Annotated in this window: 25 protein-coding genes and 5 pseudogenes; 6 read left to right on the top strand and 24 right to left on the bottom strand. The window is 66.0% G+C overall.

What is annotated here, in order from left to right:
• Positions 1 to 240 precede the first annotated feature (240 nt).
• Positions 241 to 969 (top strand): hypothetical protein, encoded by a 729-nt coding sequence (locus tag ACICHK_RS41345; protein WP_406841475.1) that lies wholly within the window; start codon positions 241 to 243, stop codon positions 967 to 969.
• Positions 970 to 988: 19 nt separating this feature from the next.
• Here ACICHK_RS41345 and ACICHK_RS41340 read toward each other — a convergent pair.
• Positions 989 to 1,986, bottom strand: a pseudogene (locus ACICHK_RS41340) (IS5 family transposase).
• Positions 1,987 to 2,211: 225 nt separating this feature from the next.
• On the opposite strand from ACICHK_RS41340, the gene ACICHK_RS41335 reads away from it, so the two are divergent.
• On the top strand, positions 2,212 to 2,394 hold the full coding sequence (locus tag ACICHK_RS41335; RefSeq protein WP_406835018.1) for a hypothetical protein: 183 nt from the start codon (positions 2,212 to 2,214) through the stop codon (positions 2,392 to 2,394).
• Between the two features lie 261 nt (positions 2,395 to 2,655).
• Here the strand turns inward: ACICHK_RS41335 and ACICHK_RS41330 are convergent, their stop codons facing one another.
• From ACICHK_RS41330 to ACICHK_RS41310, 5 genes and pseudogenes are all read right to left on the bottom strand, one after another.
• Positions 2,656 to 2,907: a hypothetical protein gene (locus tag ACICHK_RS41330; protein WP_406835017.1), complete on the bottom strand. Its 252-nt coding sequence runs from the start codon at positions 2,905 to 2,907 to the stop codon at positions 2,656 to 2,658.
• Positions 2,904 to 3,209: a DUF6247 family protein gene (locus ACICHK_RS41325; RefSeq protein ID WP_406835015.1), complete on the bottom strand. Its 306-nt coding sequence runs from the start codon at positions 3,207 to 3,209 to the stop codon at positions 2,904 to 2,906. The genes ACICHK_RS41330 and ACICHK_RS41325 overlap by 4 nt, the downstream gene beginning before the upstream one ends.
• A 77-nt stretch (positions 3,210 to 3,286) precedes the next feature.
• A complete protein-coding gene (locus ACICHK_RS41320) occupies positions 3,287 to 3,655 on the bottom strand; it encodes a hypothetical protein (RefSeq protein WP_406835014.1) in 369 nt (122 codons plus the stop codon).
• A gap of 14 nt (positions 3,656 to 3,669) precedes the next feature.
• A pseudogene (tpg, locus tag ACICHK_RS41315) lies at positions 3,670 to 4,220 on the bottom strand (telomere-protecting terminal protein Tpg).
• Positions 4,221 to 4,549: 329 nt separating this feature from the next.
• Complete coding sequence (locus ACICHK_RS41310; protein WP_406835012.1) at positions 4,550 to 4,990, bottom strand: DUF4145 domain-containing protein; 441 nt, start codon at positions 4,988 to 4,990, stop codon at positions 4,550 to 4,552.
• A gap of 458 nt (positions 4,991 to 5,448) precedes the next feature.
• Between ACICHK_RS41310 and ACICHK_RS41305 the strand changes: the two genes are divergently transcribed.
• Positions 5,449 to 6,054, top strand: coding sequence for a GNAT family N-acetyltransferase (locus ACICHK_RS41305; RefSeq protein ID WP_406835010.1), 606 nt, complete (start codon positions 5,449 to 5,451; stop codon positions 6,052 to 6,054).
• An 83-nt stretch (positions 6,055 to 6,137) separates the two neighbouring features.
• On the opposite strand, the gene ACICHK_RS41300 is transcribed toward ACICHK_RS41305, so the two are convergent.
• Together ACICHK_RS41300 and ACICHK_RS41295 are read right to left on the bottom strand one after the other, a co-directional pair.
• On the bottom strand, positions 6,138 to 6,554 hold the full coding sequence (locus ACICHK_RS41300) for a hypothetical protein (protein ID WP_406835009.1): 417 nt from the start codon (positions 6,552 to 6,554) through the stop codon (positions 6,138 to 6,140).
• Between the two features lie 34 nt (positions 6,555 to 6,588).
• Positions 6,589 to 7,356, bottom strand: a complete 768-nt coding sequence (locus ACICHK_RS41295; protein WP_406841474.1) for a hypothetical protein — start codon at positions 7,354 to 7,356, stop codon at positions 6,589 to 6,591.
• A gap of 279 nt (positions 7,357 to 7,635) precedes the next feature.
• On the opposite strand from ACICHK_RS41295, the gene ACICHK_RS41290 reads away from it, so the two are divergent.
• Together ACICHK_RS41290 and ACICHK_RS41285 are read left to right on the top strand one after the other, a co-directional pair.
• A complete protein-coding gene (locus ACICHK_RS41290) occupies positions 7,636 to 8,118 on the top strand; it encodes a transposase (RefSeq protein ID WP_406841473.1) in 483 nt (160 codons plus the stop codon).
• A gap of 226 nt (positions 8,119 to 8,344) precedes the next feature.
• Positions 8,345 to 8,488 (top strand): annotated as a pseudogene (locus ACICHK_RS41285) (IS5/IS1182 family transposase); the annotation flags it as partial.
• 48 nt (positions 8,489 to 8,536) lie between these two features.
• Here the strand turns inward: ACICHK_RS41285 and ACICHK_RS41280 are convergent.
• The 3 genes from ACICHK_RS41280 to ACICHK_RS41270 form a co-directional block, all read right to left on the bottom strand.
• Positions 8,537 to 10,567 (bottom strand): glycosyl hydrolase family 8, encoded by a 2,031-nt coding sequence (locus ACICHK_RS41280; protein WP_406835005.1) that lies wholly within the window; start codon positions 10,565 to 10,567, stop codon positions 8,537 to 8,539.
• A gap of 14 nt (positions 10,568 to 10,581) precedes the next feature.
• Positions 10,582 to 11,937, bottom strand: coding sequence for a carbohydrate-binding protein (locus tag ACICHK_RS41275; protein ID WP_406835003.1), 1,356 nt, complete (start codon positions 11,935 to 11,937; stop codon positions 10,582 to 10,584).
• A 177-nt stretch (positions 11,938 to 12,114) separates the two neighbouring features.
• Positions 12,115 to 12,897: a Tat pathway signal sequence domain protein gene (locus tag ACICHK_RS41270; RefSeq protein WP_406835002.1), complete on the bottom strand. Its 783-nt coding sequence runs from the start codon at positions 12,895 to 12,897 to the stop codon at positions 12,115 to 12,117.
• A gap of 472 nt (positions 12,898 to 13,369) precedes the next feature.
• Here ACICHK_RS41270 and ACICHK_RS41265 point away from each other — a divergent pair.
• Positions 13,370 to 14,229, top strand: a protein-coding gene (locus ACICHK_RS41265) for an IS5 family transposase (RefSeq protein WP_406835000.1) whose coding sequence is annotated in 2 segments (ribosomal slippage) — positions 13,370 to 13,721 and positions 13,721 to 14,229 — 861 coding nt in all. Because the reading frame shifts where the segments join, the coding sequence is not laid out codon by codon here.
• Positions 14,230 to 14,245: 16 nt separating this feature from the next.
• Here the strand turns inward: ACICHK_RS41265 and ACICHK_RS41260 are convergent.
• The 13 genes and pseudogenes from ACICHK_RS41260 to ACICHK_RS41200 all read right to left on the bottom strand — a co-directional run bounded on the left by ACICHK_RS41260 (position 14,246) and on the right by ACICHK_RS41200 (position 23,850).
• On the bottom strand, positions 14,246 to 14,833 hold the full coding sequence (locus ACICHK_RS41260; protein ID WP_406841130.1) for an SMI1/KNR4 family protein: 588 nt from the start codon (positions 14,831 to 14,833) through the stop codon (positions 14,246 to 14,248).
• Positions 14,834 to 15,127: 294 nt separating this feature from the next.
• Positions 15,128 to 15,384 (bottom strand): annotated as a pseudogene (locus tag ACICHK_RS41255) (IS21 family transposase); the annotation flags it as partial.
• 377 nt (positions 15,385 to 15,761) lie between these two features.
• The gene (locus ACICHK_RS41250) at positions 15,762 to 16,586 is read right to left on the bottom strand and encodes an HAD family hydrolase (RefSeq protein WP_406834999.1); all 825 of its coding nucleotides are present in this window, start codon (positions 16,584 to 16,586) and stop codon (positions 15,762 to 15,764) included.
• A 574-nt stretch (positions 16,587 to 17,160) separates the two neighbouring features.
• Entirely contained in the window at positions 17,161 to 17,469 is a 309-nt protein-coding gene (locus tag ACICHK_RS41245) for a transposase (protein ID WP_406841129.1), read from the bottom strand.
• Between the two features lie 396 nt (positions 17,470 to 17,865).
• Positions 17,866 to 18,255, bottom strand: a complete 390-nt coding sequence (locus ACICHK_RS41240) for a hypothetical protein (RefSeq protein ID WP_406834997.1) — start codon at positions 18,253 to 18,255, stop codon at positions 17,866 to 17,868.
• 44 nt (positions 18,256 to 18,299) lie between these two features.
• Complete coding sequence (locus tag ACICHK_RS41235) at positions 18,300 to 18,575, bottom strand: transposase (RefSeq protein WP_406834995.1); 276 nt, start codon at positions 18,573 to 18,575, stop codon at positions 18,300 to 18,302.
• A 376-nt stretch (positions 18,576 to 18,951) separates the two neighbouring features.
• Positions 18,952 to 20,388 carry a cytochrome P450 gene (locus ACICHK_RS41230; RefSeq protein WP_406834993.1) on the bottom strand — a complete coding sequence of 479 codons (1,437 nt, stop codon included), beginning with the start codon at positions 20,386 to 20,388 and terminating at the stop codon, positions 18,952 to 18,954.
• An 18-nt stretch (positions 20,389 to 20,406) separates the two neighbouring features.
• A pseudogene (locus ACICHK_RS41225) lies at positions 20,407 to 20,990 on the bottom strand (GTP-binding protein).
• Positions 20,968 to 21,282: a DUF742 domain-containing protein gene (locus ACICHK_RS41220; protein ID WP_406834989.1), complete on the bottom strand. Its 315-nt coding sequence runs from the start codon at positions 21,280 to 21,282 to the stop codon at positions 20,968 to 20,970. The pseudogene ACICHK_RS41225 and the gene ACICHK_RS41220 overlap by 23 nt, the downstream one beginning before the upstream one ends.
• A 38-nt stretch (positions 21,283 to 21,320) precedes the next feature.
• A complete protein-coding gene (locus tag ACICHK_RS41215; protein WP_406841128.1) occupies positions 21,321 to 21,740 on the bottom strand; it encodes a roadblock/LC7 domain-containing protein in 420 nt (139 codons plus the stop codon).
• Positions 21,740 to 22,369 (bottom strand): hypothetical protein, encoded by a 630-nt coding sequence (locus ACICHK_RS41210; protein ID WP_406841472.1) that lies wholly within the window; start codon positions 22,367 to 22,369, stop codon positions 21,740 to 21,742. The genes ACICHK_RS41215 and ACICHK_RS41210 overlap by 1 nt, the downstream gene beginning before the upstream one ends.
• Entirely contained in the window at positions 22,302 to 23,072 is a 771-nt protein-coding gene (locus tag ACICHK_RS41205) for a hypothetical protein (RefSeq protein WP_406841471.1), read from the bottom strand. The genes ACICHK_RS41210 and ACICHK_RS41205 overlap by 68 nt, the downstream gene beginning before the upstream one ends.
• Before the next feature lie 574 nt (positions 23,073 to 23,646).
• Positions 23,647 to 23,850: a hypothetical protein gene (locus ACICHK_RS41200; RefSeq protein ID WP_406834986.1), complete on the bottom strand. Its 204-nt coding sequence runs from the start codon at positions 23,848 to 23,850 to the stop codon at positions 23,647 to 23,649.
• Between the last annotated feature and the right edge of the window lie 203 nt (positions 23,851 to 24,053).

Raw genomic sequence — 24,053 nt, 5'->3', positions numbered from 1 at the left:
AGCCTGACTATGGTGGCGGCCGTGGAGACCTCCGACTCGCCCTTGGCGATAGGTGCATGCTGGCTCTCATAGATCGCGGTCCATGGGGCCAATCGGGTCGATCTTGTCGCCCGACTTGGCCTCGGGAACGTGCGTGAGACAAGCTGGGCAGACGGTGTCGATCTCATCGACGAGGTTGCGCAGAGCGGCGAGGAGTGATTCTCGACAGTCTTGATCATCCCGGCAATCGGGGGATGAACCTTGATCGTCTGGGCGTGGTGCGGACTGCTCTATCTGACGCGCGCCGACCTCGTCACGAACCTGTGGCAACAGCTGAGCTCGGAATTCGGACGATCTCGGGCATACTTCCATAGCGAGCAGAACGACGGCGAGGCGTGGTTGATCGCCGAGCGCGGTGCCGTTATCAGGCGGTGGATCGCCGAATACCCTGAGCTGACGCTGGGCGAGCTTTTTGGCGTCGAGCGCCACCTTCTGGATGCGTTCGGCATCCCAGGCAAGCCCGAAGGCCTCGACTCCAAAGACGACAGCGCCAGCAGTTGGGCGGCTACTTGGGGTCACTGCGACGCACCTACCGTCGCTGCGGAATCGAGCCTCGCTCCCCGGCGGATAGGGCCGGACACCAGTGCGTCCGGAATCGTCCTCGTTGCCTACGCGGTTTTTCACCCTTTCGCGTCATGTCTCCGGCCCTCGGTCATGGTGGCCCGCAGGGTGCTCGACCCTCGCAGTGACGGGGCTCCCGGCAGGGCGGAGGTGTTCGTTGACGGGGCCGCACCAGTGGCCGTTGCCCGGGAGCACGCCTCGGGCGTCGAGGATGGGTTCATCGACGCTGACGGCGTCGGGCGTTCCGGCCCATTGGAGTGCTGGTGGGTGGAGCCCCTCGAACTGGCACTGCCAGCAAGGCCGTTCGCCTCGTTCAAGGGGCAGAAGAACTTCACCGGCGAGTACTGGGTGGCGACCTCGCGGACCTAGGGCGCGTATCGAGTCGTGATCAATTGGTGGTTCGGGTGAGGTCTTTGATCCAGATCATCGAGGCTCGGAGGTGGAGGCCGGCCAGGTAGCTGTCCGGGGTCTTGTCGTATCGGGTGGCGATGCCTCGCCAGGCCTTGAGCTTGTTGATCAGGCGCTCGACGGTGTTCCTCTCCTTGTAGAGGGCGGCGTCGTGGCTGACGGGCCGACCGCCCCTGGACCCCTTCTTCTTCCGGTTGGAGGCCTGGTCCCTCTTCTCCGGGATCACTGCCTTGATGCCGCGCTTGCGCAGGTGGGCCCGGTTGCCGCGGGACGAATAGGCCTTGTCCCCGGCAACCGCGTCCGGCCGGGTGCGGGGGCGGCCGGCGGGGCCGCGGACCCGTAACTTCCTGAGCACCGGGATGAACTGTGGACTGTCCGCAGCCTGGCCCGCGGTCAGCACGAACGCCAGCGGGCGGCACTTGCGGTCGGCGGCCAGATGGACCTTGCTGGTCTGCCCGCCCCTGGAACGTCCCAGGAGAGCGGCCTTCAGGCGGACTCTTCGCCGACGCCGGACGCGTCGCCGCTCCTGCCTTTCGGGATCGGCGTCCTGCCCGCTTTGTTCTTCGAGGCTGCCCCCTTTGACCTGGCCTTCTCCTCCTCGGCAGCCGCCTTCTCCAGGGCGGTGACGACGTCCTCGCCCAGGTGCATCCCGGCGGCATCGTGGTGTCCCCGCACGGTGGTGGAGTCGATACTGACCAGGGACAGGTCCACCTCGCCCCGCTTCGCCGCTTCCGCGATCAGGCCCTCCAGCAGGGCCTCGAAGACGCCGGCGTCACGCCACTGCCGGAAGCGGTTGTGCACGGTCGACCAGGCGCCGAACTCCTGTGGCATCTCCCGCCACTGCCCGCTGGTCCGAAACCGCCAGATCACACCCTCGAACTGCTGCCGCAGCCGCTCGGGGTACGGGCCGTACTCGCCGATCGGCAGGTACGGCCCGATGAACTCCCACTCTGCGTCCGTCAGTTGCCCTCGCGTCACACAAGAAGGTCTACCGGACCAGACCCCGCCGCGAGAGCGAACCCCGCAGATTGATCACAACTCGATACACGCCCTAGGTGGTCTATGAGTGGTGGGCGGAGAGGGACGCGGCGATGGCGTTGGATAAAGACGCAGACGGGCCGGGTCGATCAGCACGACCTGGCGCGGCTGCTGTTGATGTTCCGCTCACTGATGTGCGAGCAGAAGCCGTGCTCGTGGGAACACATGAGGGGCTACGACCTGTCCTGCGAGCGCCTCGCGGACGCGGATGATGCCAGCTCGCAGATCCGGTACGGAAAGCACTGTATGGGGGCTGATCTGCGGATGCGCTGCACCAAGAACGAACCGGTGTACGACGGGGAGGCGACGTTCACCTGGATGGTGCCGGGCCACGGCGCGCACGCCTGAGAGGATGATCAGGTGGATCTCTACTCGAACACGGCGCTGTGCGGGTTCTACTGGGTGAAAGGCGATAAGGCCGCACCGGGTGGAGGGCCTGCCGGAGTGCCGGCGCGGGGCTCAGCTCGGTGCCGAACGGCTCCGCGGCAACTGGTGACTACCGGTTGCTGCCCGAGCCCGGGTGGCAACCGGTGGGTACGGCCATGGTTACGATCGGAAAAGCTGACCCCGGCAGTTGTGATGCCGGAGTCGGGGCGCCTGCACGGGCGGCTATCTGAGCCAGGTGATGGTGAGGACGGACAGGCGCCGGTTCACCCAGTAGGTGAGGGAGAACTGGCCGACGGAGGCGTGTCGGACGTTCTCGCCCTCGGGGTCCTCCGTGTTCCACTGCTCAAAGCCCCACGGATCGGCTGCGGTGGCGTCCAGGACGTCCCACACCATGTCTTCGACCTGCTCGGGCAGGGTGTCGAGGACCTTCGCGGCCGGGGCGGAGAAGTAAACCGCGTACGGCTGCTCGGTCACCGGCGCCGCTCGCGGAACTCCGCCATATCGATGAACTTGCTGTCGTCGTAGCCGGAGGCGACGAACGCGTCGACAGCCGGGGCGGAGGCGAGACGGCCCTGCCAGTCCTGGACGACCTCGTACAGCCCGGCGAGGGAGAACGTGCGCTGCGATTTCTCGAGGGCGGCCGCCCACTCCCGCTCGAAGGCCGGCACCCAGGTGTCGGCGCGCTTGTCGGCACGCAGCTGGGCGAGGAGTTCGGCCGGTGCCCCGGGCGCGGGGGTGTACGGCGTGACGGGGGCGTGGTCGAGCTGCGCGCTCATCTGGTCCTCCCCGCGGTTCCTCCTTTTACGGTACGCGCGCCGGGTGGCCGTGGGTGCAGGCATGGACGGATCCCCTCCTACTGGGTGCGCAGGGTGCGGGCGACGGCCTGGACGCGCTCGCGCAGGGGCAGGTCCTGTTTGTCCCAGGTGGCGGCCACGTAGTTGAGGAGTTCGGCCATGGCGCGCTCTGAGTCGCTTGGGTCGCTGGCGAGCAGCTTGTCGGCGGCGAGGGCTACGTCGACGGCCGGGGTGGACAGGTCTTTCGGGGTGAGGGTGTTGCTGCGGTCGGCGTCCGGGACCAGGTGGTGGTGCACCTGGTTGCGGGACTTGATGGTGTCCTTGCGCGGCGAGTCCGCATCGGCGGTGACGAAGCCGGGGTGGTTGAGGATCTCCGCGGCGATGGCATCGGTGAGCACCGGCTCGGGCAGCGGAAATTCAGCGGTCATGCTTTCGCTCCTAGTCAGTAATCCAGATCGAGGTAGTCGATGTCGTTGTTTTCCACGTCCTGCAGCCCCATAGCGCGCCCGCCGCTGTCCTGGAAATTTACTTCCTTAAATCTTTCAGCGACGATTTGGCGCATCTGCTGGTCGCTGGCCCCCGCGTCGCGGGCGTCGAAGAGGCGCTATGCGTGCTTCGGGGGAAGGTGCACGGGTAGTCGTCGGAACCATCTGTCGTGCCGACCGGCGCGGTGTAGCCGAACTGGGCCCTCGTCTCTACCGTGATCCTGCCCGTGGTGGCCGCCTTCTTCTGCCGGCGCTTGCGCACCAGCGGTTGTCACCGCTGCCGTACCGCGTCGTCAATCTTCGCGGCGACGTCAGCGCGGGCGTGCTTGCGGGCGCCGCGCCAGTACCTGTTCACGGAGTCGGCGGTGATCCCGAGCTGTGCCGCGACCGCCTTCGCGTTGCCGAACTGCTTGAGCTGGAACTCGATCTGGTCCTTCAACGTCTTGGGCGGATCCTTGGTGAACGTCTCGCGGTTGGCCTGCTCGATCGCGTCGTCGATCTCCTCCACCATCTACTCCCCGCCGTTCAGGACGGCGTCGCCGCTCTTGATGTGGCGGGTCGGGTTCAGGCCCTTCTCCATCAGCTCCACCGCCCACAGCATCGACTGGACGCACTCCAGCTTCGCCAGGCCCGGCTTGGGCCCGAGGCGGAACCGCTGGCCGTGAAGCTCGGCGTATGGGTCTCCAACACCAAAACCCGGCGCGACAAGCTCAGCGCGGAGCAGCAGGCCGCCTCGCTGCGCTGGGCGTGGCCTGGGCAAAGGCCGCAGCGGTGCTGTCCCCGTTCGGCGAACCGGATCCGACGGACGATGGACACACTGATTGGCTACCGGGTCGCTTAGGAACTGTCCGCTGTAGTGCCGTTGACGCTTGCTGTGCCGGTGTTCTTTCGGGCCAGCTGGGCGGCGGCCTGGGTTGCTGTCTTCGTTGGAGCGATGAAAACTCCTTCGATCAGCATGTCCATCGGTTCGACAATCGACTCCGCTTCTTCAGCGCTGATCGGATCGTCGACAAGGTCGCCGTGGGCTGCGTCGTTGCCTGCGAACCGAACTTCGTGTGCGGCATCCTGGATGTGCTCGTAAATCAGGTGCTGAGCGTAGAGAGTATCGATCTTCGCGACGAGGTTGCCTGCCGTAATCCCCTTCGCCTTGGCCGTCGCCTCCACGTTCGTCCTGGCCATAAGGACAGCGGCCTGGATGTTGCCCACCCGAAGTGAGCTGTGGGCCTCAGCAGCGGCTGCGACAATAGTCATAGGCACGCTGTCGGGGTACGCCTTCACCGGTGGTTTGTCGGGTGCCCACCGCCGGACTTCTTCCTCTCCGTTCTATCCATTTTCCACCGCCATCAACGCAAGGCTTGCTGATTGGCAGGACGGGCAGGCATACATGCGCCAGCTGAGCGTCCCGATCCGGGGGCGTCGAGCCGGGGGCGCGGTGCTGAGGAAAGTTCTGCTGCCGGTGGCACTCACAGCGAGGTCAACCGCAATCATGGCTACGTACGCGCCACACCATCCGCACGTCGCCGTCGGTATTGAGCTCTTTCCATCTTCACTCAGCGCCGACACCCAGGCTCACAGGTGTCTGCAGGCACGAGCTATATTCGGCCATCGCGCTGTGCTGGAGTAGCAGGTCAGCGGTCTTCTTCCGGGGGTGGGGCATGATGTGGAAACCACTGTTTCGCCGGTCTGCGGAACCGCTTCACCCACCTGTACGCGGGAAGTGCGGTGCGGGCCGGCACGTGTTGCGCAGCGAGCGGTTGCTGCTCTACACGCCGCTCATTGCCCTGGATTTCATGGCTTCTGCCGCAGCGGGATCTGACGCCGAGGCGCAGCGCTGGCTGGGGTCCAGAAGCGACGAGCTCGTGCAGAACGAGGACACGCGAGAGTTGTTCTTGTCCATGCGCGCGGATGACGACCTATCAGGGTTCGAGGCGCGCGACCGCTTGAAGATGATGAGGAAGCTCGAGCTCGGCTCCGATCGCTTCGTTCAGCTGACCGCCGTGCACAGGGCCGACGGCCGGTATGCGGGCGCGACGAGCATCAACCTGGAATCCGGCGAGATCGGCGGCTGGCTGGCCCCGGCCTACCGTCGGCAGGGACTGGGCATCGAACTGTTCCGTGCGGCCGTTCAGCTCGGTCACCGGCATCTGGGCTTGAACGTCGTACGCGCGGGCGCGGAACCTACGAACAAGGCCTCTCGAGAAGCACTCGAGGCAGCCGGCTTTACTCCTGTGTCGGGACCGCCGCGCTTCACGCTGGGCGACGGACGTGAGATCGACGCCTGCTGGTACCAGCATCGACAAGAAGCGACTTCGCGCTGTCGTGGCGGGAGCCGGGACCGATGAACCTCAAGAGCGTTAAGGACCAGATCGAGCGTGAGCCCCCGAACTCGTCGATATGCCGTTATCCAGGAACGGCCGCGGCCGGCCTATTCAGGGAGCCGGTGCTGTGGTGAGGAGTGTGCTGGAGCGCAGGCTGGTGGAGGAGTGCGGGGCGCTGATGGTCCGGCTGGGTCGTGGTGCCGGGTGATCTCCGGGCGGCGGACACCGAGCCAGTGATCCGGATTGGCGGCGTACTCCTCGGTGCAGCCGGTTTCCGATGCGCCGGTCGGCATCTCGCTCAGTTCTTCGGCACCAATCTCTTCAATCCCCCACACGACCCGGCGCAAGTCGACGCTCTTGTAGTCACGCATGAAGTGTCCGTAGTCGCCGTGGTCGTAGAGGAACTGCTCGAAGACATCGTCGGGCCAATGGAGTGATGCGATCACGGGATTCGAGCGGAACTCTTCAAAAGTAATTCCGTTATTGCGGAACTGAGTTGAGACCGCGAGGCCGTCGAGATTCACGCCCCCATCGTAGAAGCCCACTCATCTCCCGGGATCATGCGGTTTCCGGAGAGGGAAGCTGGATCCCCCTTGTCCGTGAGATCCAGTGGATGCGCTGACGCGACGGTAGCAGGCTGTACGTCAAAGTGCGCAGTCCGGAGCCCTCAGTCAGGTGGAAGGGCGCGATCATCCACAGGCCCTCCCGGTCCGGTACCGGTTCGACCGGGCAGCCGGTCAGCACCAAGTCCCAGCGGTCCGTGCAGCCGTTGTCCCGGTCGTCCTCCACAGTCACCGTACCGACCACCCTGTGCGGCAGCTTCTGGCCGACTTGCTTCGCTGTGTAGTTCTCCGAGAGCTCCTTGATGGTGAACTCGCGCTGCAGGTAAACGTCTCGGCTCACCTCGCCGGGCTCCAGGAGGATGACGCCGGCCGCAGCAGGCCGCCGGTCTGCATCGGCCACGACCAGGTCCCCATCGAATCGGGCCTGCACACGCCGGTCGCTGAGGTTCTCCAGGACCAGGATCTGCTGCAGGACGACGCGGTTGGAGCCCTCCTGCTCTGCAGGGAAGTGCCAGGTATGTCCTGTCGGCCAGGGGTTGATCGGCATCCCCATGTTGGTTGCCGCGAGCGGCTCCCATGGAGGGGGACTGAGTTTGAGGGTGACTTTCGGGGCTTGCGAGTCGAGTCGGCTGCGGATGGCGTCGACGGTCATGAGCTGGCTGACCTTAAGTGTTTGACGGGTGAGGTATCCCTGCCATGCGACGACGCCGAACGCCAAGATGGTGCCGATCGAGCCTAGGGCGACCCAGGAGGTTTCTGACATGGCAGTGATTCTGTCCCCCTGCCTGGCTGAACACGACCGGATTCGGACTGAGCTTCCCGAACCACAGGTCAGATACCTCGGGCCGCGAAGACAGCCACTCGGCCGGTGGCACCCGACAAGCAGCCCGTGTACAGCAATTGCCCGGCCGAGCACTGCGCAATGACGGTACAGCCCGAGCCCTTCGTCGAGTCGAGGTTCGCCAACCTGCGCATCACGTTGCAGCGGCCGCCCTACAAACTCATGGGGCTCTGGTGACCGGCGCACGCCCGGCTGCTGCGGGTGCTGCTGTCCACCGTCGACCACCTCACCACACAGATCGGCGAACTCGACCGTCTGATCACTCGGACGCTGGAGGAGATCACCACTCCACCAGGCAGCACAGTCGCCAGGGACGAAGTCGCCGGGGTCAGTGCACGGACTCTGGCCCAGAAGCTGGACGCCGTTCCCGGGATCGGGCCGACCATCGCGCAGAACATCCTCGCCGAGATCGGCGCGGACATGAGCCGCTTCCCCACCCCGGAACACCTCGTCTCGTGGGCCAAGATGTGCCCCCTCACGATCCAGTCCGGAGCGAAGAACACCTCGGGGCCGGCCGGGAAGGGCAACCCTGGCTCAAGGGCGCCCTCGACGAGGCCGCCAACGCCGCCGCCCGCACCGATACCTTCCTCGGCGCCCGCTACCGCCGCATCGTCAAACGCCGCGGCCACGCCAAAGCCCTGGTCGCTGTCGCCCGCTCGATACTCGTCATCGCCTGGCACCTGATCGGCGACCCGGACGCCTCCTACCAGGAGCTCGGTGCCGACTGGCACCGCCGCCATCTCGACCCCGCCCGCAAGACCCGCGATCTCGTCCGCCAGCTCCAAGCCCTCGGCCACCAAGTCGCGCTCAGCCCGGCATCAGCCTGACCGCCCCGACACCGTCATCCAGTCCGCAAGCGGCCCGGATGCTGCCGCTTGCCCTGCCGCACATCGATTTTCCGATCAGCATCCTCATCGTGGACCGTCAGGGCCTGCCCCTGTCCATCGGCATCTCCGCCGCCAACCTCCACGACAGCCAGGCCCTCATCCCGCTGGTCCGCGGCATTCCGCCCACCCGTTCCCGTCGCGGGCCGCGATGCCGACGGCCCGGCAAGCGAGGCGCTGTACCGGGCCTGAGTCCGCTACAGCGCCTCCTAGGTGCGTCAGGGAACCCAGTAGTTCCCGGATGCGACGATCATCGACTGGAGCTGGACGCTGCCGCCGTAGTACAGCGAAGAGTTGATCGCTGTGCCCGCGAGTTTGTTCCACAGGGCGTCGAGCCACGCCTGGGATCCGGGATCGGTGAGCGCGGTCACGACGAACGGCGCGGTGAACGCCATGTCGTGCCCGGTGTCGAATGCCGATCCGTTGAGGTGGTAGCCGGTGAGAATGGTGTCGGGATTGCCACCGGTCTTCGCCTTGATCCAGGAGTTGAGCTTGCGTGCGGAGGCGAGGGAGGAGCTGTCGCCGCTGGTGACGGCGTCGGTGCCGATGCGCCACGGGTCGCGGCAGGCGTTCCAGCCGTAGTCGCCGTCGTTGGGGCTCTCCAGTACCTGGCCGCTCGCGGGTTTCGGTGTGGTGTTGGTGCTGACGACGAAGTCCGCCAACAGACCGGTCGTGGGGGCGTAGTTGGTCTGCTGCGAGGTAATCAGGTTCTGGTGGGCGGTGCGGACGGTGTCCCAGGCGGTGTCGCCGGTGGCCCGCCTGAAGGCTCGGAAGTGGTCGATCATCCAGTCCGAGGAGCGGGTGATGTAGTAGTACTGGTCGCCGGAGGTGGACCAGTCGCCGAGCTTGAGCAGGTGTGTGCTTGTGTTGATCTCGTTCGCCTTGATGGCGTTGATGTGTTTGACGGCGAGAGTCTTGTAGTCGTAAGTGCCCGCGCTGCCCCATTGCTTGTCCGCGAGTAGCAGGCCGTACGCCACGTCGAGATCGCCGTCCGTTGCCGAGTCCGATCCGTCGACGCTCGTGCAGGACGCGTCCTGTTCGGCGGCCAGCAAGTCGGAGTTGTGCACGGAGGGGTGGGCCAGCATGTACTTGACCATGCCGTCGAAGATCTTCTTGGCGTCCGGGTCGGCGCCGGCCATCAGGGCGGTGACGACCATGCCGTAGCCCTGGCCCTCGGCGACGTAGGGGTGGTCGGCGTCGGGGGAGAGGACCTCGTACCAGCCGTTGCCGCAGTTCTGTTTGACGAACGCGGCCTTCCAGGCGTTGTATTTGCTGATCACGGCCTGGTCGAGCGTCGACTGGGTGCCGCTCGGCTTCAAGGTGCCCGAGGCGTAAGGAAATGCGTGACTGCCGAAGGGGACGGCGGGGCTGCCGGTGGCTGGTGCCCCGACCGCGAGCTTGTCGAGGTTGGGGCCGCCCGCCACGGCGGTTGCGGTGGCGCGGACGGTGTTCGTACCGGCGTTGAGCGTGGCGTTGACGGTCTTTGTCGCCCAGGTGTCCCAGTTCGCGGTAGGTGCGAAGGACACGCCCGACGCAACGACGGTGCCGTTGACGGAAATGTTCATCGGTCGATCGGCGGTCGAGCCGTTGGCGTACCGGAACTGCAGACTCGTCTGGCCGGCGGTGGAGGCGTTCACGGTGAACTGCACGTACGAGCCCGCGACATTGGTGTAGTCGACGAACCCGGTGCCGGTGTAGCCGGTGTGGTTCGCGGCGACTGTGCCCTGCGAGAGCGTCGCGTCCTCGGCCTGGTAGTCGGCGGCTGTAACGTCGACGTCGACGTAGTCCAGGTTCGGGGTGCCGTCGGCCTTGGTGGCCGTCAGCCGCAGCGTGTCGGTGCCCGCGGTGACGGGTCCTGTCACCGTTTTCGTCGCCCAGGTGTCCCAGCTCCCGGTCGGCGGGAAGGACACGTTCGAGGCGACGACGGTGCCGTTGATAGAGACATTCATCGGGCGGTCGTTCGTCGAGCCGTTGGCGTAGCGAATCGTGAACGAACCGGTTCCGGACGTGGTCGCGTTCACCGTCAACTCAACTTTGATACCGCTGGCGTTGGTCGTGTCGATGAATCCGGTGCCGGAGTGGTTGAGATGGTTCGTCGCCACCGTCCCGGAGGAGATCGTGCCGTTCTCCGCCTCGTATCGCAGGGTCGTGGCCTGCGCCGTGCCGCCGCCTGCCCAGCCGAGTAACGGCACGACGAGCGCGAGGGCGGTGCACCAGGACAGAGTGGTCCCGTTGAGTGTTCTCTTCATGACAGCGCCCTTTCTCAGCCCGTGTACTGGACGAAGACCTTGAGGTAGTCGTACTGCTGCTGCGACACACCGCTGCAGGAGTCCCCGTCGGACCCGGTGGTGCACGGTCGGTCGCGGTTGACGGACCAGTAGGTGAGGCGGGCGATGTGGTGCTGCTGGGCATAGGCGAGCATCGTCTGGAAGTCGGAGAGGCGGACCAGTTCACCGGCGTCGTCGGTCTTGCCGTTCATGGAAGACAGTCCGAGGTGCCCGTAGGTGGTCGAGTCGCTGTAGCCGTACGCGGACTGGACGCGGGCCTTGAGGCCCTCCATCGCCTGGGTGGTCAGCGTGCCCATGTTGGTGGTGCCGCCGCCGAAGTCGAACGGCATGATGCACCAGATGTCGTTGGCCAGACCGGAGGTGGCCGCCCGGTTGATCATGTCGACGCCGGTGGAGTCCGGGCCGGAGGTGGCGGTGCCGAAGGTGATGATGGTTTTGATGCCGGGGTTGTTGGTCTTGATGATCTTCAGTGCGTCGACGACGCGTTGGCGGGCTGTGGCGCTGGCCCACTCGGTGTTCTCGATGTCGATGTCGATGACCTTCAGGCCGTATGCGTTGACGACCTTCTGGTAGGCGCCCGCGAGTGCCGAGGCGCTGGTGCACTTCTCGCCGAGCTTGTTGCCGCTCCAGCCGCCGATGGACGCGATGACGTCACCGCCGACCGACCGGATCGCGTTGATCTTTGATTGGTCGTCCCCGCCGGTCAGCGGGCGTGAGCCGTCCCAGGCCGGATTGCAGGTGCCGTCGGAGAGGATGAAGGCGAGGGTGAACCATTTGACGCCGGTCGCGGACATCACGCTGGTCGGGCTCTGCGGGTTGCCCCAGCCGAAGTACTCGTAGGGGGCCACCGCCATGCCCGGTGAGAGGGCCGTCGTGCCGGTGCTGAGCCTGTCGAGGTTAGGGCCGCCATTCGCGGTAGTCGCGGTGGCGCGAACCTTGTTGGCGCCCGCGTTCAAGGTGACGGTCGCCGTCCTGGTGGCCCAGGTGTCCCAGTTTGCTGTGGGCGCGAGGGAGAGGTTCGATACCACGACCGTGCCGTTGACGGAGATGTTCACCGGGCGGTCGACGGTGGAGCCGTTGGCGTAGCGGAAGGTCAGGGTCGCGGTGCCGGTGGTGGTGGCGTCGACCGTGAACTCCACATACGAACCGGTGGTGTTGGCGTAGTCGACGAATCCGGATCCGGTGTAGCCGGTGTGGTTCGTCGCCACCGTGCCCTGAGCGATCGTCGCGTCCTCCGCCTGGTAGTCGGTAGAGGTGGTGGCGGCGTGGGACGACGGGGGTGCGGTGAACAGCAGGGACAGCAGCAGACCGCACAAGGCGGTCAGGATCATGCCGGGGTGGGGAAGGCGTCTGTGAGCGGGGTGGTTCACGGGTCAACCTCCGGGAGAGCCGGTTCGAGAGGTGCGAACGGCATGTTAGGAAAGTTTCCTAACATTCAATAGGCATGCGTCGGCTTGATTTTGAAGAATGTGGGTGCTGCGGGGTCTGTGCGTCTTCCGGCTGTGCGCTCAGAGGAGTTGGTAGCCCCGGAAGTTCCTGAGCAGCAGGTGAGTGTCCTGGAGTGAGCCCGAAGTGTCGCCGAGGCTGCGGTAGATGCCCCACTTGGGGCGCACCCGGTCGGCCAGGAAGGTGTCGACGCCCGTGCGTGCCTTGTCGATCAGGGTCGTGCCGCTCTTCTTGAGGATCCAGCGCACCGAGCCGGACGTACCGTCACCGACCTTGATCTGGAAGTCGACGTCGGTCCACGCGTCGTGCAGCGGGTCCAGCGAGGTACGGCCGACCATGATCCCGGAGATCGGCAGCTGGAGTTCGATGGTCTGGGCGCCGTCGACCCGACGCAGAGACTGCACCACGATCGGCGAACTGCCACTGCCGGGCTCCTTCATCTGCATGATGTGCGTGAAAGTCGTCGTGGCCTTCAGCGAGCTCGGGATGTACATCGAATACGTCACCCGCCAGGTCTGCCCCGGCAGCCACTGCAGGTAGCCGGAGGGCGTGCGCAGACCGGTAACCTCCTGACGCTGACGGTCGGTCATGGTGTCCCGATCCACCATGTGCATGTTGAAGCGCCAGTGCTCGCTCTCCGGGTAGATGTGCGGCTGGCCGGCCGGGTGCGAGTCCGCTCGGTCGTCCTCGACCGTCTCGAAGGCGTTCAGTCCGTCGGTGTATGCGGACGGGGACCATTTCAGCACCCAGGATGCGGCGCTCGCGGGAGTTGCGGAAACGCCGACACTGGCGGCGACCGCACCACCCAGGGCCGCACCCAGCACTGACCTGCGGCTGGTGTTCATGGCTGCTCCTCCTGAAGGGATGTTCATGTACTTGGACATGGTTCACCATTGCGCTCAATGGCGCGGTACAGCATCTCGATGCGACAGGGTGCGGTCAATGGTCTGGACCGATTTTCTTGCAACTGCATTTCGGTTAACTAGCGCAGGAGGCAGCTGACTTGCGGAACAGTAACGTCGGCGTCACGGCAGTTTGAGCAAGGCTCTTGACGCGTCCCCACATGCGTAATTCCACTGTCCGCGCACGGTTTAGAGAACGTTCCTGACCAGTGGGTGGCTCTCAGCTGCCCGAGCCCAATCCGGTGACCGTCTCTCCTCACGTCCTGCGAACGGTGCGCATGAACGTTGGGCCTCCGGGACGGGCACTGTTGCACACAGGACACCGCACCATCAGGCTGAGAGCACTCGCTGCAGCACTTACCGCGACCCTCGCCCTAGGCCGTGTCTCTTTGATCGGTTGGTCGGTTGATCGGATGTGTCCGTCCGGTTAGTGATCACTGATGTGATGTGGGACCGGATCGAGCCGCTGATGTCGGCCGATCCGGTCCGTGGACGGCGGTGGGCCGACCATCGTCGAACCCTTGAAGCCATCGCGTGGAAGTACCGCACCGGCTCACCCTGGCGAGACTTGCCGGACGAGCTCGGCTCGTTCCAGACCGCTCACAAACGGCTGCTCAGGTGGGCCGTGGACGGCACCTGGGAACGGATCTTCGTCGCGCTCTTGGCAGCGGCCGATAACGTTGACGACATCGGCTGGACCGTGTCGGTGGACTCCACCGTCTGCCGAGCCCACCAGCACGCTGCCGGTGCCTGGAAAAGGGGGCGCCGGGCCGGGCCGAACCCGAAGACCACGCGTTGGGACGCTCCCCAGGCGGCTTGAGCACGAAGGTCCACTTGGTCAGCGACAGCCAGGCGCGGCCGCTGGCCGTCCGCGTCACCGCGGGTCAGGCAGGTGACGCTCCGGTCTTTGAGGCCGTCATGGCCAGCATCCGCGTTCCACGAAGTGGGCCGGGGAGGCCGAGGACGCGGCCGGATGCCGTCCTGGCGAACCGCGCTTATTCATCCCGCGCTATCAGGAGCCACCTTCGCCGGCGCGGCATACGTGCCGTCATCCCTCAGCCCACCGACCATGTGGGCCACCGTCTCCGCCGCGGCCGGGCCGGCGGCCGCCCGCCCGCTTTCGACGTCGGAGCATACAAGCAGCGCAACACAGTCGAACGATGCATCAACCGCTTCAAGCAGTGGCGCGGCCTGGCCATGCGAACCGACAAGCTCGCGATCGTCTACCAGGCAGCACTCCACCTCGCGAGCATTCTCATCCGGGTGCGAAGGTGATCAATGAGGCAAGGAGTCAGTCCCACCAGTCGATGTCCCCGCTGCTGTCGACCTTGGGGGCGGTCACCGCGCCGAACCAGGATTGGCTGTGATGCTCCATGGATTCCGCCACTTCGTGGAGCCATGACCCCAGGCTGGGCCAGCCCAGAAAGCATGCCTGGTCATCGTGAACAGCATCGCCGAGGTGGTTGCGCCACATCCCTTCCCCGGCATCGATGAAGTGGTCGTCTCCGTCACCTCCGGAGATGGGGACCCACCTCGCTCCCCACCAGGGCGTTTCCGCCTGGTCCGGGTCGTCCGGTTCCCATATCTCCATCCGCATCTCGCGGACCTCGATGATCTCCGACACCGAATACAGCTTTCGGCAGGGAAGCACACCCAGCAGGGATGTATCTCCGTCGTGGCACCGCAGCGACTCGCGGAGATCCACAGGAAGCGGGAACCCCAAGCGTGCCTCGGCTTCCTGAATGGACTGCCACGAAGCCGGGGGCCTGAGGTCTGTCAGAGCCTTCGACGCGTGTCGGGACAACCAGGCGTCGATGCGGCGCCAGGACGTCGCGACCGGCGGCACGACAGGATCTATGCCTCGGCGAGGAGGTCGCATCATCATGCGGAACATCATCCATCGGCGCTCACGCGGTCAGCCACGTCGAGCCACTGACCGACCTCAAACGCATCCGACTCATAGCACGAGCCAAAGAGACAGCACCTAGTCGGCGGATGTGTCGGCCGTACCAGAGCGGAGGCGAACGATGACTCGATCAAGAAGGCCGTGACCACCTTCCGCCGCGGCCGAACTGAGAAGGGCGAACACCGGCCCATCGCCGAAGGCGTCGTGCATTCGGAACGCGAACTCCCCCTGCATGATCTGCTCGTTCAGTGCCGGGAAGGCCATCGCGGCGGCGATCCTCTTGCAGACCACGTCCGCGCGGACCCGGCCGTCCGAGCGGACCAGCAGTTCCTCGATCTTCGGCAGATAGTCGTCGATCGCACGAGATCGGGGACGGCGCTGTTCCAGATTCCGCCCCTGGGCTGCATCTTCACCTGCCGGGCAACCGCATGGTGGTCGCACTCGGCCAGCTCGTCCGCAGCACGGTAACTCGCCGTGAGGTCGTACGCCTCCGGGATCCCCACAATCTCACTGCTGTTCTTCACCCGCTCGACCCTCGCCGAAAGACATCTGGACCAGGACGCACCAGTCGTCGCGGTCGTGCCGCCCGGCCTGGTGGGCGAGGCGTCGGCCCCCGTCCTCGCCCGGTTGCACGGCCGACGCGGACCTCGCCGTGGTACGGGGCGTATGGCAGGTCAAGGCCGCTGGCCGCGAGTTCGCCTTCTCGGTCTGCGCGGCGCCGGACAAGCTGCTGCCGCTGCCGGAGCTCCTGCCGCGTCAGCTCCTGGCGTACGAACTCGCCCTCGCCCGCGGGCTGGGACCGGACATGCCGTGCAAGGGCGAAGGCCGTCCGCATGAGCTGAGCGGGATCGCGCCGGGCGCCGGGGCCGGTCGGTTCCGGCGCCCGGCGCTTCGTCACGTCTCACCGTGGCAGCACGGCCGGGAAGAGATCTTCGAGCGTCTGAGCCACGCCGTCGGCGTGGACCGACGGGATGACGTGGTCGGCGGCTGCCAGCACGGTGGGGTGGGCGTTAGCCACGGCGTAGGAGGTGCCGGCCCAGTCGAGCATGGGCAGATCGTTGGGCATGTCACCGAAGGCGGCGATCTCTTCGGGGAGCACACCGAGGCCGGTGGCGTACTCGGCCAGGGCATGGGCCTTGCTCACCTCGCGAGCGATGGCCTCCACCAGGCGAAGGCCATTGGCGTGGTAGACCGTCACGAGATCCCCGATCGCGGGGCGGGCGAGTGCGACGAGCTCGTCCTCCGTCAGCACCGGATGGCGGCCGACGAGTTTCGGCGCGGGACGGCTCCACAGTGCCGCCTCGTCCAGACGGTGCACGACGGTGTCGGCGTCCCAGTCCCAGGGTTCGTATACCTCGTCGGCAGCCATCTCGTGGGCGTACTCCACGGCGAGGCCGATCCCGGGGACGGCGGCGCGCAGCCGGCGGGCCGCCTCCTCGAGGATGTCGGTGCCGATGGCGCGCTCGCGCGTCACGGTTCGGGCGGCCAGATCGTAGACGAAGGCGCCGTTAGAGCAAATGGCCATTGCCTGCCCGGGGAAGGCCTCGGCGATGGGCTCCATCAGCCGGGGCGGGCGGCCCGTGACGAAGACGAGTTCGGTGCCCGCGTCGGCGAGCCGCGTGAAAGCGGCTGCGGTACGGGGAGAGACAGTGCCGTCGGGACGTACGACGGTGCCGTCGAGATCGGTGGCGACAAGACGGGGAGGGCGGAACGGTACGGGAGTCATTCGCGAAGATCCTCACGTTTGTACGGATGAACGCGCACGCGCCACCCCGGGTGTGCCGGGATGGTGTGACGGTGCCGGGGGCGCCCGGCGGCAGGGCTGGCTACGGGCTGACCGTGATATTGGTCAGTCCCTGCGTGGCGCCTACTCAACCACCACGTCCTGCCCGCTATCACGCTGTAGTACGGTCATCGGCGGCAACAGGATGGACGGTGCTCATTGCGCGACATCGCAGTGGGGTAGTACCTGCCCGGTGAGGTAGCCGACCTGGAGTAGCCACTCGGACACCACTACCTACCCCACCACCCAACGCCAAGCTGCACAGCCTCAAGCGCACACCCATCGACGGCCGGCCACAGCTGGTTGATCTCGGCATGCCCGTCTTCACAGGTTTCCCTGAGGCCGGTAGGTAGGAGATCTCCATATTCTGGGCAGCAGCTCGTGCATGCTGATCGGGGCGAGCCGTTGCCCAGGATTCCCCTCGTAGATGTTCAAACTGGTTCATGCAGGCCTCTTCGAACACCTTTGAGCCGTCAAGGCCGGGCGTTGCCTCTTGCGATCTCTAGTGCTGGATTCCTCAAACTCTGTACATATATCGGCGTCGTAGTTGTCGGGTTGGTGGTGCCGGTCTGCCCCAGATCCATGGCTTCGCGCGGGAGTTGAGTTGGCTGGTCGCGAGGGCGGTGGCGTAGGCGATGTCGTCGGGGTTGGCGAAGGAGCGGCCGGCGAGGGCGGTCTTGCGGAAGATGCGCCACCAGCCTTCCTGGAGGTTGAGCCAGCGGGCGCCAGCGGGGATGAAGGCGTGGTGGATGCGGGGGTGGTCCTCGAGCCAGGTCCGGGTGGACAGGTTGTTGTGGCTGGACAGGTTGTCGGTGACGACCCAGATCTCCCCGTTCGGATTGGCGTCCTCGACCTATTGCAGGAACTGCTGGGTCTTACCGGGGATCTTGGTGAGCTGGGTCTTCGCTGCTCAGGGACGGTGGGCTCGTACGCCTGACCGTCATCGTTGGTCGTCCTTGGCCGCTGTTGAGCAACCTCGGACGGCCCAGAGACGGCCCAGCTTTGGCGCGCTCGACCGACGGTCGGTACCTTCGACATGTCCCGACTGAACCTCAGCCGACGACAATCAGCCACGACGGCGGGTACGCCGACCGACCACGCACGCGTGGCCTCGCTACACCCCCACCAGCCTCAGCCACGCTGCCGGTGCCGTCGACCAGAGCAAGCTGCGACGACAGAGCCCTCGGCGTGTTGCGGCTAAGAGCTCGTAACACGATCTTGGCTATGCGGCCGGGCGTTTCCCGTAGTACGCGCTCACGGTCCTGGCCAGCTTTCGCTGGATCCTTCGGAGGATTGGGAGCGTGGCCTCGTCACTGAGCCCGGTGGTTGTCTGCCACTCGACGCCTGAACCGACGAGGTCGCTGACGAAGACGATCTCCGTAGCCAGAAGAGTCCGCGCCCAATCGATGGGCTTGATCGGATCATCGTCAGCCAGAGCACGGCTCAGGAGGCCGCACTGATCGAGCAGATCGTGAGCGTCCGCGAACCCCATGCCGAAGGCGAGTTGGTTACTGCACCGGGCCGGCCCGCCCCATTCGCCCAGAGCTCGTCGCAGCAGTCGGACCTCGCCCTCGGCCAGGAGCTCACTTGGCCTCACCGCTTGCTCCGACATTCGTCCTGCCTTTCCAACCTCGTCCTTGCCGCAAGACGATCAAGCTACCTCTTCCTCAGCCTCCTCCAGCAGATGAGGGAGCAGGCGAGCGAGGCGAAGGCATCATGAAGATCCGGACGACGTTCCCAGCGGATGGCGAGCCGCTTGAACTGGTGCAATAGGGCGAAGGTCTGCTCCACGACGTATCGCAGCCTGCCCAGACCTTGGATGTCGTGCTGACCCTTGCGGGAGATGACAGGCAAGATCCTGCGCCGTCGCAGTTCTGTGCGACCTCCTCCGTCGACGCCGCAGAGTTGAAGACGCTGTCCACCGCGCGGCACAGCTCGTCGTGCATCTCCTCAGGGACGCCGAACAGGTCGCAAATCACCTTGATCGCTAGTCGCCGGGCGAACGACGCCCGCAGATCCACGGGCTTGCCCACCGGACCGGTGGCCAATGCGTCCAGCAGATCGTGGGTGATTTCTTCGATCCGAGGCCGCATGGCCGCGGTGCGGCGCGGGGTGAAAGCCTTGGCGACCAACTTGCGCAGACGCGTGTGGTCCTCGTCGTAGGCGATGAACATGTTCCGCACCGAGACCCAGAGGAAAAGCGGCCAGTCGCGGGATATCTCACCGTTGATGAAAGCGGGCCAGTGCTGGTAGGAGTCCTTGGAGACCCGCGGGTCGTTGAGCAGTTTCTTCAGCAGACCGAAACTGGTTACCGACCACGCCTCCACGCCGCCCGGAAGCTCGACCCGCGTCGCGGGGCCGAGGTCGCGAAGCCTTGCAGCTTCCCCGTGGAGGTCTCTGCCTGAGGCGTCGAGACGGAAGGGGCAGGTTGGCTGCAGGCCCACGAATGTGCTCCTGAGTTCTCGATGGTTGGGGCGGTTGTCGCGGAAGGGGGAAAGCGGACCGGAAGTGCTGTTAGTGCGCGGTGGAACGGGCCTGGGCGCCAGCGGAGTTCCTTCGCTGGGGCGGCCAGTTCCAGGTCCGGCAGCCGGTCCAGCAGCTTCTCGATGGCCACGGTGGCGATCAGCCGGGCCTGGCCCTTGGCGGGGCAGGTATGCGGCCCGGCGCTCCAGGCGAGGTGCGCGCGGTTGCCGGCACTGTGGCTCGTGGGTCGCGTCGGGTCGGTGTTGGCGGCGGCGAAGGAGATCACAACCGGATCACCCTCGCGCAGCCGCACCCCGTCCAACTCGGTGTCCTTTACGGGGAAGTGAACGGACCAGTTGGCCAGCGGGGTGTAGGTGGTCCACAGCACCTCGTCGAGAGCATCCTCCACAGGGAGGCTGCCGCCGGCCAGGTTGCCCGCGAACCGGTCATCGTCAAGTAGCAGCAGCAGCGCGTTCGCAATGAGGTTTTGCTCCGGCTCGGTGCCAGCTCCCAGGGCGAGTGCCAGTTGGTGAGCGACCTCCTCATCGGAGAGCTCCGCTGGGTGGGACAGCATCCAGGAAGCAACGTCGGAACCGGGACGTTCCCGCTTGAGGGCGATGAGGTCTATCGCGGCCTGACTGAGTATCTTGTTGGCGTTTCCCGCGTCGGCGCCGTCGAAGAGACCGATCATACCGGCGACCATCCTGTCCCCGATCTCGGCGGGACAGCCGAAGAGGTGCCGGAAGGCCAGCAGTGGAAGAAGCTTCGCATAGTCGCCCAGCAGGTCCGCCTCACCGCTCGGGGCGAACCTGTCGATCAATTCGTCTGCGCCTTGCTCGATGTAGTGACGCAGTTCATGAGGGTCCACCCGGTCCATGCTCTCGGTGATGACCGAGCGCAGCCGCTTGTGCTCGTCGCCATCAACGTGCCGGGCGTTGGGCCGATAGCTCATCAGAGGAGCCACCGGGCTGTCGGGGGGTACTTCGCCTTCGGCTTTGGCCCGCCACCGACGGGAGTCCTTGGAGAAGGTCTGCGGGCTCCGCAGCACCTTGAGCGCGGTGTCGTACGAGGTGACCAGCGTGGCGTGGATTCCTGGGGCCATCTCGACCGGCGCGGCCGGGCCGTGCCGGCGCAGCCGGGCGTAGACGGTGTCCGGATCGGCGGCGAACTCCGGCCCGTACAGCGGAATGGCGGTACCGATGCCGTCCGCGTGAGCGGGGCAGTCCGGCAATGGCGTCGAGTCCGGTTCAGCCGACTCGGTGGAGCGGGAGGAGGCGGTCACGGTTTAGGGGGCTCCAGGTCAGCTGAGGGTGAGGAGATGTTCGGCAAGGTTGATCAGCGCGTTGGTGGCCGACATCCGATCGCGCGCGTCGCAGATCACCAGTGGGGTCTCGGGTAGCAGGTCGAGAGCCTTACGCAGCCGCTCCTCGTCGTATGTCGGCGAGTCGGGGAATTCGTTGACGGCGACCGCGTAGGGCAGCCCTGCCTCCTCCAACCGGTCGATGGCGTTGAAGGACTGGTCGAGGCGGCGGGTGTCGGTGAGCACCAGGGCACCGAAGGCGCCGTAGGTGAGGTCTTGCCAAAGACGCTGGAACCGAGACTGCCCCGGGGCTCCGAACAGATAGAGCACCAATTGCTTGTTGAGCGTGACACGACCGAAGTCCATGGCGACCGTTGTGGTCGTCTTGTCCTTGATGCCGGCGAGGTCATCGATGGCCGCGCTGGCCTGCGTCATGGTCTCTTCGGTGGACAGCGGGCTGATTTCGAGAGCGTGCGCACCATCGTCGTCTTGCCGACGCCGAAGGGACCCGCCACCACGATTTTGATTGCCCGTTGCACGGATTCTGACAGATAGCGGATATCACCGGAGGGCGCGGAGACCACGGAGTACCTCCTCTACGAGGTCGCGATCCGGACGCTCGGCCCGGGGAATGGGGGAGCAGGTGGAGAGCAGGCGCTCGTCCACCAGGTCGGCGATCAGTACCTTGCAGATGCTGACCGGCAGTGCCAGGAAGGCGCTGACCTCTGCGACAGTGAGGGCGCCGCTTCTGCACAACGCCAGCAAGGCATGTTTCTCGGGGCTAAGCAGGCCAGAGGGCGAGCCACCGGTAAACCTGACCACGGTGACCAGATCTAAGGTGTTCCGGCTTGGCACGGCCCGGCCGTCGGTGACCACGTATGGTCTGACCAGTGCGTCGTCCCGGCGCCGGGCCATCATGCCGGACTGCCGTCGTCCTGTCGTGTGGGACTGCCCATGGCCTTGCCCAGACGCTCGACGAGCTGATGCATCCGGAAGCTACAGGCTTCCAGGTCCACGCGCTCGGTGGCCGAAACAGCCAGGTAGGAGCCTTCGCCTGCGGCGATCACGAGCACGTAGGCGTCGTCGAACTCGATCAGAGTCTGCCGCCACGGCGGGTTGGGTTCGTCGTCGGCGTAACCGCAAAAGCCCGCAGTGTTGCGGCTGATGGAGACCACTCCACACAGTGCGGCCGCCTGACGTTCTGCCTGGTCTAGGGCGAGACCCTGGGAGCGGGCCCGCAGCAGGCCGTCCCGGCTGAGCAGGATGGCATGCAGTGTCTCCGACATGCCGAGGGCCTCGTCCAGCATCCAGTCGAGAGTGCCGTCGTGGTTCATCACTGCGACTGCCTTTCCGTGTCTCCGGGTCCGCCGTCGGCTGACAGCTCCTCGATCCGAGGGGTGGGGACACCACGTCCAGCCCGGCTGCCGCGCTGCAAGGCGCCGAGTGTCGCAGCGTCGCGCCGGGCGGACCGCACTGCGGGTACCTGCGGGGCTTCCGACGCAATCGCCGCGGAATCCGCAGCGGCAGGCCGGCGGCGTCGGCGCTGCGGCAGACCGTCTTCGGTCAATGGAACAGGGGCAGCCGGCGTCTCCGCAGATGTCCGGTCCGTCGCCCGCGACGCGGTGGCAGCCGGAAGCCGCTCCCGCCGGAAACGAGCGGCCTGCACGGACGCCCGGTCGGTGGACTGGTCGACCGGGATGAGCAGAGCGCTGGGCAGGAAGATCGCCGCACGCAGGCCGCCAAACGGCGACACGGAGTCGGCGTACGCCCTGAAGCCATACCGTGCGGCAAGCCGTCCTATCACCGCGTGGCCGAAGGCAGGCGGGTCGCCGAGCCGGGTGACGTCCACACCGCGCTCTCCGGAGAACAGTTCGGCCGCCTGCCGCATCTCATCCTCAAGCATGCCGACGCCGCAGTCGTCGATCACGATGGTGACACCGTTGTGCGCTGACTGGATGCTCACCTCGACCGGAGTGTCGGGCTGGGAGTGCCGGGCAGCGTTGTCCAGCAGCTTCGGCGACGGCCAGCACGGTGGGCTCGACGGCGCGACTGACCACAGCCAGATCGACCTGGCCGCGAATGTGCACCCGACGGTAGTCGCGTATGCGGGAGGTGGCTCCGCGTACTACCGCCAGCACGGGAGATGCGGCCCGCTGCCGTCCGGGCCACGAGCCCGAGAGCACAGCGATCGCCTGGGCACGGCGGCCGATCTGCGCGTTCATGTGGTCGACCTCCAGCAGGCCCTGGAGCACCTCGGGATCCTCGTGCCGCTCCTGCATGGCAGAGATCGCCCGCTGCTGTTCGTTAGCCAGCCCCTGCACGGCCTTCATCGCGGAAGCCAGTGAGGCATAGGTGGCCCGGTCGGCTCGGGACCGCGCACTCCCCACAAACGCGGCGAACACGTCGGCCGCCGCGTCAAGGTTCCGACCGAACGGCGATTCCAGCAGTCGGGAATTGAGCAGCGGCGGCACCGGAACACCACGGCTGTAAGCGGCCTCAGCCGCCGCCGGCAGCCGTGCATCTATCAGGTGCCTGGCTTCTTCGTCACGGTCGATTAGGCTCCGCTGCAGTGCGGCGGTGAGTCTGCGCTCGGCCGTGGCCGAGCGCCACCAGTGCAGTGCGGCGCCCGTGGCAACAAGCAGACCGACCACCAGGGCCCAGAACACCGCGGCGTGTGTATGCAATGACATCAATTCCTCAGGCGGCGTGACCCAGTTGGACGCAAGCGTGTCATCACAGGGCTTGGGCCACGTCTGTTGATGACGCAGTAGATTCTTTCTTACAGGGGAGACCGACCGTCAACTGGCCAATCGTGCACATAAGTTGCACTGATAGACATGCGGTCATCAGGGCAATTTCAAAGTCCCGGCGGTCAAGGAACTGCGCTGGTCGCAGCAGCGTAACGATGCGCTCGGCGCCCACCACGTATACAGCGAAACTCCGGTTAACGGAGCGTGCTGCTGTTTGCTTGTTCGGCGGTGGTGGCCGGAGTGCGTTCGTTCGCAGCGATCGGTCAGTGGGAGGGATGCTCCAAGGAACACCCTGGCGCGGCTCGGTGCGCGCACCACGAGCGTATTGGGTGTGCGATTGGCGCCGAGCGGGGCGACCGAGCATGCGGGCCGCCGTCGACCGTGAGGTCGCCTAACCATCGCTGGTTACCGCTCTCCGCCGCCGGGCGCCCGAACAGCACTCGGCGACGGCTCCTCTAGCTGTGCGTCCCGCATTCTCGCGAGGCGTTGTTCAGCCGGCCGTCGCAACGTACGAGCCGAAGAAAAAGCGTTCCGCCTCGGTGAGCGGCGGCCCTTCCAGCGGCGGCAGGACCGGCCCGGCCAGCGTGGCGAGCAGGAGCGAGGGGTGCACCAGCCAGAGCGCGTCCTTATGCAGCGTGGTCACGTCGCACTTGGCGGAGGACACCCGGTAGGAGGTGGTGGCCATCTTGGTCATGCGGCGTACGTACCAGCCAAGAGCCGGCTCAACAGAGTTGGGCGGATTTCCTTCCACGTTCGGGAACTGTCGATCTACAGACACACTCAACGCCCAGGCGGCCTCTGCGGGTTTCGCCGCAGCCTGCTGGACACAGCGCACGAGCCCAGGAGCTTCGGCGCCGCCCTTCTGCAATTCCGCTTGAAGCGCCTTCGCTCCCAACG

Source organism: Streptomyces sp. AHU1, from assembly GCF_045343905.1.
GTDB classification, from domain to species: Bacteria; Actinomycetota; Actinomycetes; order Streptomycetales; family Streptomycetaceae; genus Streptomyces; species Streptomyces triticiradicis.
The sequence above is the reverse complement of the archived record's forward strand: the minus strand, read 5'-3'. Positions and strand labels throughout refer to the sequence as shown.